Genomic DNA, 12,306 nt, shown 5'->3' with positions numbered 1-12,306 from the left:
GTCCAGGAAAACCATGAGCCAACCCGTCATCTCCGTTGCCGACATCCGCAAGACCTTTCTGGACTTCTTTGCCGCCAAGGGCCACACCGTCGTACAGTCCAGCCCGCTGGTGCCAGGCAACGACCCGACCCTGATGTTCACCAACTCCGGCATGGTGCAGTTCAAGGATGTTTTCCTGGGCAGCGACAAGCGCAGCTATGTGCGCGCGGCCTCGGTGCAGGCCTGCCTGCGCGCCGGCGGCAAGCACAACGACCTGGAGAACGTGGGCTACACCGCGCGCCACCACACCTTCTTCGAGATGCTGGGCAACTGGAGCTTTGGTGACTATTTCAAACGTGAGAGTCTGAAATGGGCCTGGGAGCTGCTGACCGAGGTCTACAAGCTGCCCAAGGAGCGCCTGCTGGCCACCGTGTATGCCGAGGACGACGAGGCCTACGACATCTGGACCAAGGAAATCGGCCTGCCGCCCGAGCGCGTGATCCGCATCGGCGACAACAAGGGTGGCCGCTACAAGTCCGACAACTTCTGGATGATGGCCGACACCGGCCCCTGCGGCCCCTGCTCGGAGATCTTCTATGACCACGGCGACCACATCGCCGGCGGCCCCCCGGGCAGCCCCGGTGAAGACGGCGACCGCTACATCGAGATCTGGAACAACGTGTTCATGCAGTTCAACATGGACGAGACGGGCGCCGTCACGCCGCTGCCCGCGCCCTGCGTGGACACCGGCATGGGCCTGGAGCGCCTGGCCGCCATCCTGCAGCACGTGCACAGCAACTACGAGATCGACATCTTCGCCGCACTGATCAAGGCCGCGGGTCGCGAGACTGGAACGCAGGACCTGACGAACCCCTCGCTCAAGGTGATCGCCGACCACATCCGCGCCACCGCCTTCCTGGTGAGCGACGGCGTGATCCCCAGCAACGAGGGCCGCGGTTACGTGCAGCGTCGCATCGTGCGCCGCGCCATCCGCCACGGTTACAAGCTGGGCCAGAAGAAGCCCTTCTTCCACAAGCTCGTCGCCGAGCTGGTGCGCCTGATGGGCGACGCCTACCCCCGCCTCAAGGCCGAGGAAAAGCGCATCACCGAAGTGCTCAAGGCCGAGGAAGAGCGTTTCTACGAGACGCTGGAAAACGGCATGGAGATCCTGGACGCGGCCCTGGCCGGTGGTGCCAAGGTGCTGCCGGGTGAGGTGGCCTTCAAGCTGCACGACACCTATGGCTTCCCGCTGGACCTGTCTGCCGACGTCTGCCGCGAGCGCGGCCTCAGCGTGGACGAAGACGGTTTCAAAGCCGCCATGGAGAAGCAGAAGAACCAGGCCCGTGCCGCCGGCAAGTTCAAGATGGACAAGGCGCTTGAGTACACGGGCGCGGGCAACCAGTTTGTGGGTTACGAGAAGCTGGAGGCCCAGGCCAAGGTTGTCGCGCTGTATGTCGACGGCACATCCACCGCCGTGCTCAAGGCCGGGCAGAACGGCGTCGTGGTGCTCGACACCACGCCTTTCTACGCCGAGAGCGGCGGCCAGGTGGGTGACGAGGGCGTCCTGATCGCCGGCTCGGCCCGCTTCGAGGTGGGGGACACGCAGAAGATCAAGGCCGATGTCTATGGCCACCACGGCACCCTGGCCCAGGGCACGCTCAATGTGGGCGACCACGTGACGGCCCAGGTGAACCTGGGCCTGCGCGCGGCCACCATGCGCAACCACTCGGTCACGCACCTGATGCACAAGGCCCTGCGCGAAGTGCTGGGCACCCATGTGCAGCAGAAGGGCTCGCTGGTGAATGCCGAGCGCACCCGTTTCGACTTTGCGCACAACGCGCCGGTCACCGAAGCCCAGATCCGCGCGATCGAGGCGAAGGTGAACGACGAGATCCTGGCCAACGCCGCCACCCAGGCCCGCGTGATGGACATCGAGTCCGCGCAGAAGACCGGCGCCATGATGCTGTTCGGCGAGAAATACGGCGACAGCGTGCGCGTGCTCGACATCGGCAGCAGCCGTGAACTCTGCGGCGGCACGCACGTGCAGCGCACGGGCGACATCGGCCTGTTCAAGGTCGTGGCCGAAGGCGGTGTGGCCGCTGGCGTGCGCCGCATCGAGGCGGTGACCGGTGTCAACGCGCTGGGCTATCTGCAGCAGCTCGAAGACACGGTGACGCAGGCCGCCGGCACGCTCAAGGCTCCGAGCACGGAACTCAACGCCCGCCTGGGCCAGGTGCTGGACCAGGTCAAGGCGCTGGAAAAGGAAATCGCCGCGCTCAAGGGCAAGCTGGCGTCGAGCCAGGGCGACGACCTGGCGACGCAGGCCGTGGACGTCAAGGGCCTCAAGGTGCTGGCTGCGCGCCTGGAAGGCGCCGACGCCAAGACCCTGCGCGACACCCTCGACCAGCTCAAGAACAAGCTCAAGACTGCGGCCATCGTGCTGGCTGCCGTGGACGGCGACAAGGTGCAACTGGCGGCCGGCGTGACGGCCGACAGCATCGGCAAGGTGAAAGCCGGCGAACTGGTCAACTTCGTGGCCCAGCAGGTCGGTGGCAAGGGCGGCGGCAAACCCGACATGGCCATGGCCGGCGGCACCGACGCCAGCAAGCTCGGTGCGGCCCTGGCCAGCGTGCAGGGCTGGGTGGCGGAAAAACTTTGATGCAGCGTCGCGACCTCCTGGGCCTGACCCTGGCCACGCTGGCCGGTCCGGCGCTGGCCCAGCGCGGTTATGACGTGAGCCCCTGGCCGGCCAGGCAACCGGCGCCCGCGCTGCGTGCGCTCGACCTGCAGGGCAAGACCTGGACCCTGGCCGAATTGCGTGGCCGCGCCGTCGTGCTGAACTTCTGGGCCACCTGGTGCCCGCCTTGCCGGGCCGAGATGCCCTCGCTGCAGCAATTGGCCGAGATCTACGGCCCCGAGCAGCTGCAGGTGCTGGCCATCAATGTGGGCGAGGGGCCGCGGCGCATCACCCAGTACCTGCAGTCCAGCGGCCTGGAGCTCACGGTGCTGCTCGACCCGCAGAGCGAAGCCGCCAAGGCCTGGGGCGCCAATGTGCTGCCCACCACACTCCTGATCGATGCCGAAGGGCGCCCGCGTCAGCGTGTGCGTGGTGAGGTGGACTGGTCCGGTCGCGAGGCGCTGGCGCTCGTGGAGCCGCTTCTGCGCGGCAAGCCCCAGCGCGCCAGCGGCGTTTCGACGTAACGCTCGAAAGCCCAGGCCAGCGCCATGCTGGCCAGCCAGTAGCCCAGCACGACGCAGGCCAGCGTGACGGCGCTCGCAGAGTCCAGCTGTGCGTAGAAGACATTGACCAGCATGAGCACGGGAAAGTGGATCAGGAAGAGCGCATAGGACGTCTTGGCGCCGCGGTGCAGCAGCTGCCGCAAGGGCACGGGCAGCGGATGTTCCCGTCGCGGAAGGCGGTGTCGGTGCCATACCAGGATACCCAGCAGCAGGGCCACGACCAGCGCCAGGGCAATGCGTTCACGGAACTCCAGCCAGAGCGCAGCGATGCCGATCAGCGACAGCAGGCCCAGCGCGGCCAGCGGGTGGCGCGAGCGCCCGGCCCACCAGGCCGCGGCGCCCAGGCCATAGGAGCCGAAGAAGTACGGGGCCCAGGGCTCCAGCTCGGGCTGGCGGTTGAAGAGCAGCAGCGACGCCAGCATCAGGCCCAGCACCAGCAGGACCGTCACGGTCTTGCTGGCATCCACCCGATAGCCCAGGCGCATGAGCAGTGCCAGCAGCAGGAAGAGCTGGAAGTCGATGGCCACATACCAGGTGCCGGCCGACAGGGCTTCGATGTCCAGCACATCCTGCAGCAGCAGGGCATGGGCCAGGATCTGGCCCATGCCCGGTGCGGCCGGCACAAATTCATCGTCCAGACCCAGCCGTGTCAGCGCCGCACAGGCCACGGCCAGCAGCAGGGCGGCGAAGAAGGGCAGGACCAGGCGCTGGTAGCGTCGCACCAGGGCCATGCGCAAGGAGGACTGGGCGCTGGCCATGGGCCCCAGGTGCTGCACCGCGAGGAAACCGCCCAGCACCAGGAAGAGCTGGACCGCCATGCGGGCGTAGTCGTAGAGCCAGCCGCCGACGGTGGGCGCCATGCGGTGCAGGGCCTCGGCCAGCGGACCATAGGCCGAGAGGTGGTGCAAGACGATAAGCTGCGCGCCCAGCGTCTTGAGCCCGTCGACAAATGTATGCCGCGCCTGCATGCGTCTGTGCGCGACGCTCAGGTCCTGGGGATGGGCATGTCGCTGGTGCCGGGGCGCACCCAGCGCGCGAACTCGCGTGTGGTGTCCATGCAGCCGCCGGCTTCGGTGTAGACGCCGCGCGGCTCGCGCCAGCGCGTCATGCGCGCCATGACCTGCGCCAGTTCGTCCGGGTTGGCGAGTGTGGCCTCGATCAGTGGCTCGATGCGGACTTCGTCGATCTGCGATTCACCCTGGTCGTCGCGGTACAGACCGTGGCGCCAGTGGTAGATCTCGACGCACTTGCGGGTGAGGGTGTAGGGCTGGTGCTGTTTCCAGAAGTTGGTGAACAGGCCGTTGCCCAGGTACATGACCCAGGAGCCTTCGAAGCCGCAGGCGTCGGCCGAGGCCTCGTCGGGGTTGCGGAACCAGACGCGGTCGCCCGGCACATAGTAGAGCGGGGGCACCGGCGCTTCCATGGAGCCCTGTTCGCGCAGGAAGACGGTATGGAACTCCTCGGACATGATGGCGCGCTGGCGCCAGACGTCCTGCAGGCGCTCGAACAGCTCGGTGTTGCTGCGCGCCAGCTCCTGGGCGATGCCCAGCAGCGTCACGTATTCGGTGGCACGGTAGCAGGAGAAGGAGTAGAGCCGACCCGAGATGTCGGGCTGCGTGGTCTTGACCAGCGCGTCGATCAGCGGCACGTCCGGCAGCAGGGTGAAGCCCCGGTCTTCGTCGTAGGTCCAACAGTCCTGGGGGCGCTCGGCGGCTTCGGTGTCGAAGGCCAGCGTGGTGCGGCGCGCGGCCTGCACGATGTTGCGGCGGATGTGGATGGCCGACTCGAACTCGTCCAGGCTGGGGAAGTCCAGGCCGGTCGGGCTCATCAGCAGGGTCACCAGGACCTCGCGCTGCAGGTCGGTCTCGCTGTCCAGCGTGCGCAAGCCCAGGGTGCTGGCCAGTTGCATGGTGTTGTGGCCCGGTGCCCAGGCCTGACGGGCGGGGTGGTCCAGCCAGAGCCGCACCCCATGGCCCTGCGGGCCCTGGCCGGGTTCGGCACGGATGTGGGCGGCCAGGTCGGTGGCGCCCAGCTGCTCCAGGAAGACACGGCGCACGCTTTCGGTGCTGTGGCTGCCCACGCCGCGCAGCAGGATGCCACGACTGGCGAGCCCTTGCCCTGTCTGCTCCATCGTATTGAAGGTCTCCAGCAGCTTTCTCATAGGTGTGGCGGTCAATATACCCCAAGCTTCGTGGGGTTTAGCTTGGGGATTACTCCGGGGTGGGGTGGGCTCGATAATCTGGGTAGCCACGCGATATTCCATCGCGTGCAGCCGTTCCGGAGCATCTTGACCTGTGCCGGCGGCCTTTACACACCATGACGGAGCTCTCTTGATGACCACCGAACGTCGAACATTCCTGAAGAACGCGGCAGGCCTGTCGGCCGCCTACACGCTGCCGGCCCTGGGCCTGGCGCAGACCGCACCGGCGCAGCGCCAGTTCAACCCCCAACCCGGCGCCTGGCGCACCTTCGAGGTGACGACTCGTGTCGACATCCAGCAGGCCGAAGGCGCCACCCGCGTCTGGTTGCCGGTGCCTTCGGTCGATGCCGACTGGCAGCGTTCGCTGGGCAACAGCTATGCCAGCAATGGCCAGGCCCGCATGGGCAGCGACTTGGTCTACGGTGCCCGGCTGCTGCAGGTGGACTTCGCACCTGGCGAGAAAAAGCCCTGGGTCGAGCTGACCAGCCGCATCCAGACCAACAACCGTGCCGTGAACTGGGCGACCAAAAAGCCGGTCCCCGAGGCGGCGGCCAATCTCCAGTTCTGGACCCGGCCCACGGCCCTGCTGCCCACCGACGGCATCGTGCGCAAGACCGCGCTGGAAGCCACGCGCGGCGCCCGGACCGACGCCGAGAAGGCGAAGAAGATCTACGACTGGGTGGTGGCCAACACCTGGCGCGAACCCAAGGTGCGCGGCTGCGGCGAGGGTGACATCAAGGCCATGCTGGAGACCGGCAACCTGGGCGGCAAGTGCGCCGACCTGAATGCGGTACTCGTCGGCCTGTGCCGTGCCGTGGGCCTGCCCGCGCGCGACGTCTACGGCCTGCGCCTGGTGCCTTCGGCTTTCGGCTACAAGGAACTCAGCGGCAACCCGGCCAGCCTCAAGGGCGCGCAGCACTGCCGCGCCGAGGTCTACCTCAAGGACCATGGCTGGGTGGCCATGGACCCGGCCGACGTGGCCAAGGTCATGCGCCTGGAGACGCCGCAGTGGATCAAGAACACCACTGATCCAGTGGTGGCGCCGGTCAACCAGGCCCTGTTCGGCGGCTGGGAAGGCAACTGGCTGGCCTGGAACATGGCGCATGACGTGGCGCTGCCCGGCGCCAAGGGCCCCAGGCTGGGCTTCCTGATGTACCCGGTGGCCGAGACCGCCGAAGAGCGCCTGGACTCCTACTCGCCCGACGCCTTCAAGTACCAGATCACGGCGCGCGAACTCACGGTCTGAGTCCGCTGCGACGGGATAAAAAAAGGGCGCCATCGGCGCCCTTTGCAATTCCCTCTGGAGAACTCCCTCTCACCCTCACCCATCAGTTGCGCAGTCGCCCGTTGCGCGTGACCATGGCCAGTTCCACGTACTTGCTGCCGTGGTTCTGCTCGGGTCCGTAGTGCACCGTGTAGCCGCCCACGTCATAACTGCCCAGGGTGCGCAGCGCGGCCAGCGTGGCCTTGGCGTCACCGACGCGCTTGCTGCGGCGCATGGCCTCGGCCAGCACCTTGGCGCCGATGCAGGCTTCCAGGTGCGTGCTGTTCATGGCTTTGCTGATGCCGGCGTCCTGCAGGGCCTTGCCGCATTCGCGGATGATGGGCAGCGAGGCGGAGGCGTTGGGCACCACCTGCGAAATCGAGGCGCCCGCGCCGGCCGCCCCGGCGGCGTCGATGTACTGCTGCGCGCCGACGAAGGACAGGCTGGACATGGGCACATAGAGCCCGCGTGCGGTCAGCTGCTTGCTGATGTCGGCCGCCGGGCCGGAGAGCACGGTGTTGATGATGACCTCGGGCTGCAGGGCGACCAGCGCGTCCATCTTGGCGGCGTCGATCCTGGCGTTACGCTGCAGTGCGAAGGCCCTGGGTGTCTTGCCCTGGCGCACCAGGTAGTCGGTGACCACCGCCAGGTTCTGCACGCCGACCTCGTCGTCGTAGTGCACCACCACCACCTGTTTCATGCCCAGGCTCATCCAGAAGGTCAGCATCTTCTCCAGCTCGTCGCCATAGGAGGCGCGCAAGGTGTAGACCACGGGGCTGGGCTTGCGCACCGGGTTGGCGCCGGAGAAGGGGGCATAAAAGAGCACGCCGGCCTTCTCGGCCTGGGGCATGGCGTCCAGGCTCAGCGTGGCCGAGCCGTAGCCGAACAGGGCCACCAGGCCCTTGGTCTGCAGCAGCCTGGTGGTGTTCTCGCCGGCGAGCTTGCGCTGGTTCTGATCGTCCAGGGTCAGCAGCTCGACCGGCGCACCGGCCACTCCGCCCTGGGCGTTGAGCATCTTGAAATAGGCCAGGGCGCCGTCGCGGATGTCCTGGCCGAAGACGGCATTGCTGCCGGACAGCGGTGCGGACTGGCCGACGACCCAGGCGTTCTGGGCCTGCGCGGTGGCGTGCAGCAAGCCGCCCAGTGTCCACAGCAGAGTGGCCAGACCCAGGCGCTTGAAGTGTCGAGTGAACATGTGCGGTCCCATGGAAAACTTGATGCCTCCATGGTGATCCCGAACTTGTTTCAGGACTAGGGCTGAAACGGAAACACCTGTGTGCAGGTGTTTAGCCGCGTAAGCAATTGTTTCGTGATTCAGTTGCGCAGCTTGCCGCCGCGCGTGACCATGCCCAGTTCCACGTACTTGCTGCCGTGGTTCTGCTCCGGTCCGTAGGTCACGGTGAAACCGCCGGTATCAAAACTGCCCAGGTTCCTCAGGGCAGCCAGCAGGGCCTTGTGGTCGCCGGGTTTCTTGCTGCGGCGCATGGCCTCGGCCAGCACCTTGGCGGCTATGCAGGCTTCCAGGTGCGTGCTGTTCATGGCCTTGGTGACGCCGGACTCCTGCAGGGCCTTGCTGCATTCACGCACGACGGGCAGCGAGGCGCCGGTGCTGGGCACCACCTGGGAGATGGACACGCCGGCGCCGGCATCGCCGGCCGCATCGATGTACTGCTGCGCGCCGACGAAGGACAGGCTGGACATGGGGATGTACATGCCGCGTGCCACCAGCTGCTTGCTGATCTCGGCGGCCGGGCCGGAGAGCACGGTGTTGATGATGACTTCGGGCTTGAGGGCGGCCAGCTGCGTGAAACGGGCGTCGTCCAGCTTGGCATTTCGCTCCAGGGCGAAGGCTTGCGGCTGCTTGCCCTGGCGCGCCAGGTAGTCCTTGACCACCCCGAGGTTCTGGATGCCGACCTCGTCGTCGTAGTGCACCACCACCACCTGCTTCATGCCCAGCCCGGTCCAGAAGGCCAGCATCTTTTCCAGCTCGTCGCCATAGGAGGCGCGCAGGGTGTGGACCACGGGGCTGGGCTTGCGTACCGGGTTGGCACCGGAGAAGGGGGCGAAGAAGAGCATGCCGGCCTTCTCGGCCTGGGGCATGGCGTCCAGGCTCAGCGTGGCCGAGGCGTAGCCGAACAGGGCGACCAGGTTGCGGTTCTGCAGCAGCTTGGTGGTGTTTTCGCCGGCGATCTTGCGCTGGTTCTGGTCATCCAGCGTGACGAGCTCGATGGGGACACCGCCCACGCCGCCCTGGGCATTGACCAGCTTGAAATAGGCCAGGGCGCCGTCGCGGATGTCCTGCCCGAAGACGGCATTGCTGCCGGACAGCGGTGCAGATTGGCCGACGACCCAGGCATTCTGGGCCGTTGCTGTCGTACCGATCAATGTTCCCAACGCGCACAGCAGCGCGGATATGGTTATACGCATAAGCCATCACTCATAAAAGTGCCGCTGGAGCTTGCGACTGATTTCCATGATGACAGGTTTTTACGCTTCGGCTATTGCGTTAGTACTTATGAACGCATCTACCTGTGTGTCGCTGTAGCCAAATTCCTTGAGCAACTCGCGGGTGTGCTGGCCCAGCAGGGGGGCCGGGCGCGTGACCTGCGCCGGGGTGGCGGAGAAATGGATGGGGCAGCCCAGGGCACGTGTCAGCCCGGCCTGCGGATGGTCCAGCTCCACCACCATGCCGCGTGCCAGGGTCTGCGGGTGGCTCAGCGCCTCGCCCACGGTGTGCACCGGACCGGCCGGCACGCCGGCGTTGTCGAAGGCGGACTGCCACTCGGCCCGCGTGCGTGTGCGCAGCACGGCGTTCATCAGCGCCACCAGTTCCTCGCGGTGCGCCATGCGGTCGCTGTTGGTGACAAAGCGCGCGTCGCTGCGCCACTCGGGGTGGCCCAGCACCTCGGCGATGCGCTCCCAGTTGGCCTGGTTGGCGCCGCCGATATTGATCCAGCCGTCGCTGGCCTCGAAGGCCTGGTAGGGCGCGGTCAGGATGTGGGCCGAGCCCGTGGGCTCACTCGACTTGCCGGTGGCGAAGAAGATGGCCGCGTGCCAGTAGAGTTGCTGCAGGGCCGCATCGCTGAGCGAGGTGTCGACGATCTGGCCCTCACCCGTCTTGAGCTTGTGCACATAGGCTGCCACGATGCCCAAAGCGCCCAGGATGCCGGCGTTCATGTCCGACACCGCATTGCCGTTCTTGGCCGGTGCGCCGCCGGGCTCGCCCGTGATGGACATCAGGCCGGCGAAACCCTGGGCGATCAGATCGAACCCGCCCTTGCCGGCATACGGCCCGCTGCGGCCGTAACCCGTGATGGCGCAGTAGATCAGGCCCGGATTGACCTTCGAGAGTTCCTCGTAGCCCAGGCCCAGCTTGTCCATGGTGCCGCCACGGAAGTTTTCCACCAGCACGTCGGACTTCTCGACCATGCGCAGCAGCACGGCCTTGCCGTCGGCGTGCTTGAGGTCGATGGCGATGCCGCGCTTGTTGCGGTTCATCATCATGAAGGGGGCCGAGACGCCGTTGACGAGCGGGTCGCGGTAGGCGCGCGCATCGTCGCCGCCGGGCAGCTTCTCGACCTTGATCACATCGGCCCCCATGTCGGCCAGCAGCTGGCCGCAGGTCGGGCCCGACATGATCTGCGTGAGTTCGAGCACGCGCAGGCCGTTCAGCGGGCCGGGGCGTGTGGTCTTGTCGCTCATCACTTTCCTTTCCAGGCCGGGGGGCGCTTCTCGACGAAGGCGCTCACGCCCTCGCGGAAGTCGGCGCTGCCATAGGCGGCGCGCACCAGGTCCTCGCCCTCGGGCAGGCTGTGCACGGTCAGGCGGCGCAGGCCTTCCTTGCTGACGCGCTGCGTCACCGGGGCCAGGGCCGCGAGCTTGCCCGTGAGGCGCGACACGGCGGCATCAAGCTCGCCCGGTGCACCCACCTCCTGCAGGTAGCCGCAGGCCAGTGCCTCGTCGGCGTTGATCATCTCGGCCAGCAGCAGCATGCGCCTGACGCGCTGCATGCCGAAGGCGGCCGACAGGCGCGCCAGGTTGCTCACCGACAGGCAGTTGCCGAGGGTCTTGGCAATCGGCACGCCGAACTTGGCCGTGGGCGTGGCGATGCGGAAATCGCAGCCGGTGGCAATCGCCACGCCGCCGCCCACGCACCAGCCCTCGACCACGGCCAGCGTGGGCATGGGCAGACTGCCCAGCAGTTCCATGCAGGCGTCGATCTGGCGCTCATAGGCCACGCCGTCCTCGCCGCCTTTCGTTCCACTGCCAAAGTTCTGGAACTGCGCGATGTCGGTACCGGCCACAAAGGCCTCGCCACCGGCGCCGCGGAAAGTGACGACGCGCACGCTGCGGTCGTCCTTGAGCTGGCGGCAGATGACCATCAGCTGCTCGTACATGGCCCAGGTCATCGCGTTGCGTGCCTGGGGTCGGTCAAAGAGCACCGAGGCCACGCCGGCCTCGATGCGCAGGGTGACCCGGCCTGATTCGTTCATGGGAAAGATGCCCGTTTGAAGGTTCGCCACATTGGCGGGTTTCAATGCGAGGGACGCCGTGGAACCGGCTTCGCCGGGCCACTGGCGTCGCCCCCTGAAAGGGGGGAGAGGTGCCGCACGATGTGCGGCACCTCACGGGGGTTAGCTCTCTACCGTCACCTTGGCGTCCTTGATGATCTTGCCCCACTTCAGCTGCTCCGCGCGAATGAACTCGGCAAACTGCTGGGCCGTGCCGCCGCCGTCTTCGGCGCCGTACAGGTCCAGCTTTTCCTTCACGTCGGGCATGGCCAGCACCTTGTTGATGTCTTCGTTCATGCGCTGTGCCATGGCCGCCGGCATCTTGCCCGGGCCCACCAGGCCATACCAGGTGGTGGCCTCGAAGCCGGGGAAACCGGCCTCGGCCATGGTCGGCACTGTCGGATGACCCGAGGCGCGCTTGGCGCGCGTCTGGGCGATGGCACGTACCTTGCCGCTCTTCACGTGCGGGGTGGCGGCCGTCATGGTGTCGAAGGAGTACTGGATCTGGCCGCCGATCAGGTCGACCAGCATGGGGCCCGAGCCTTTGTAGGGCACGTGCAGCGCATCCACGCCGGCCGCGAGCTTGAAGGACTCCATGGCCAGGTGCTGGGCCGAGCCCTGGCCGGCCGAGCCGAAGCTGACCTTGCCCGGTTCGGCCTTGCAATGGGCCACCACATCGGCCACCGTCCTGGCGGGCAGGTTGGTGTTGGCGATCAGCAGGTTGGGCGTGACGCCCACCAGCGTCAGCGGCGTGAAGTCGCGCTCCACCACGTAGCCCAGCTTGGGCATGAGCCCGGGGGCTAGGGCGTGGCTGTTGATGTGGGCCATCAGCAGGGTGTTGCCATCCGCCGGGGCCTTGGCCACGAAGTCGGCCGCGATGACGCCGGAGGCGCCAGCCTTGTTCTCGATGACGACCGTGGTGTTCCACATGGCCTGCAGTTTCTGGCCGACGATGCGGGCCAGCACGTCGGTGCCGCCGCCCGGGGCGAAGCCCACGATGATGCGGACCGGTCCGCCGGGCAGGGTCTGCGCCTGGAGCATGGGGGCCGCCAGGGTGGCAGCTGTGGCCGCCGTGGCGGTGACGAAGGTTCTGCGTTTCATGGGTGTCTCCT

The 12,306-nt window shown here is 67.0% G+C and carries 10 protein-coding genes; 3 read left to right on the top strand and 7 right to left on the bottom strand.

The window, feature by feature from the left end:
• Window positions 1-13 precede the first annotated feature (13 nt).
• Both alaS and AC1RRP_RS04600 read left to right on the top strand, forming a co-directional pair.
• Complete coding sequence (alaS, locus tag AC1RRP_RS04605) at window positions 14-2,638, top strand: alanine--tRNA ligase (RefSeq protein ID WP_493033707.1); 2,625 nt, start codon at window positions 14-16, stop codon at window positions 2,636-2,638.
• The gene (locus AC1RRP_RS04600; protein WP_493033705.1) at window positions 2,638-3,180 is read left to right on the top strand and encodes a TlpA family protein disulfide reductase; all 543 of its coding nucleotides are present in this window, start codon (window positions 2,638-2,640) and stop codon (window positions 3,178-3,180) included. Before alaS ends, AC1RRP_RS04600 begins: the two co-directional genes overlap by 1 nt.
• Here the strand turns inward: AC1RRP_RS04600 and AC1RRP_RS04595 are convergent.
• A complete protein-coding gene (locus AC1RRP_RS04595) occupies window positions 3,075-4,187 on the bottom strand; it encodes an acyltransferase family protein (RefSeq protein ID WP_493033703.1) in 1,113 nt (370 codons plus the stop codon). The two genes, AC1RRP_RS04600 and AC1RRP_RS04595, sit on opposite strands and share 106 nt — an antisense overlap.
• A 17-nt stretch (window positions 4,188-4,204) precedes the next feature.
• Window positions 4,205-5,380 carry a hypothetical protein gene (locus AC1RRP_RS04590; RefSeq protein ID WP_493033701.1) on the bottom strand — a complete coding sequence of 392 codons (1,176 nt, stop codon included), beginning with the start codon at window positions 5,378-5,380 and terminating at the stop codon, window positions 4,205-4,207.
• A 172-nt stretch (window positions 5,381-5,552) separates the two neighbouring features.
• On the opposite strand from AC1RRP_RS04590, the gene AC1RRP_RS04585 reads away from it, so the two are divergent.
• The gene (locus tag AC1RRP_RS04585; RefSeq protein WP_493033699.1) at window positions 5,553-6,665 is read left to right on the top strand and encodes a transglutaminase-like domain-containing protein; all 1,113 of its coding nucleotides are present in this window, start codon (window positions 5,553-5,555) and stop codon (window positions 6,663-6,665) included.
• A gap of 82 nt (window positions 6,666-6,747) precedes the next feature.
• On the opposite strand, the gene AC1RRP_RS04580 is transcribed toward AC1RRP_RS04585, so the two are convergent.
• The 5 genes from AC1RRP_RS04580 to AC1RRP_RS04560 form a co-directional block, all read right to left on the bottom strand.
• Window positions 6,748-7,878 (bottom strand): ABC transporter substrate-binding protein, encoded by a 1,131-nt coding sequence (locus AC1RRP_RS04580; RefSeq protein ID WP_493033697.1) that lies wholly within the window; start codon window positions 7,876-7,878, stop codon window positions 6,748-6,750.
• A gap of 119 nt (window positions 7,879-7,997) precedes the next feature.
• Window positions 7,998-9,110 (bottom strand): ABC transporter substrate-binding protein, encoded by a 1,113-nt coding sequence (locus AC1RRP_RS04575; RefSeq protein ID WP_493033695.1) that lies wholly within the window; start codon window positions 9,108-9,110, stop codon window positions 7,998-8,000.
• 60 nt (window positions 9,111-9,170) lie between these two features.
• Window positions 9,171-10,385, bottom strand: coding sequence for a CaiB/BaiF CoA transferase family protein (locus tag AC1RRP_RS04570; RefSeq protein ID WP_493033693.1), 1,215 nt, complete (start codon window positions 10,383-10,385; stop codon window positions 9,171-9,173).
• The gene (locus AC1RRP_RS04565) at window positions 10,385-11,176 is read right to left on the bottom strand and encodes an enoyl-CoA hydratase/isomerase family protein (protein ID WP_493033691.1); all 792 of its coding nucleotides are present in this window, start codon (window positions 11,174-11,176) and stop codon (window positions 10,385-10,387) included. The genes AC1RRP_RS04570 and AC1RRP_RS04565 overlap by 1 nt, the downstream gene beginning before the upstream one ends.
• A 141-nt stretch (window positions 11,177-11,317) precedes the next feature.
• On the bottom strand, window positions 11,318-12,295 hold the full coding sequence (locus AC1RRP_RS04560; RefSeq protein WP_493033689.1) for a Bug family tripartite tricarboxylate transporter substrate binding protein: 978 nt from the start codon (window positions 12,293-12,295) through the stop codon (window positions 11,318-11,320).
• Between the last annotated feature and the right edge of the window lie 11 nt (window positions 12,296-12,306).

Source organism: Hylemonella sp. GW821-FHT12C09, from assembly GCF_058807395.1.
This window is presented reverse-complemented; position numbering and strand designations above follow the sequence as displayed.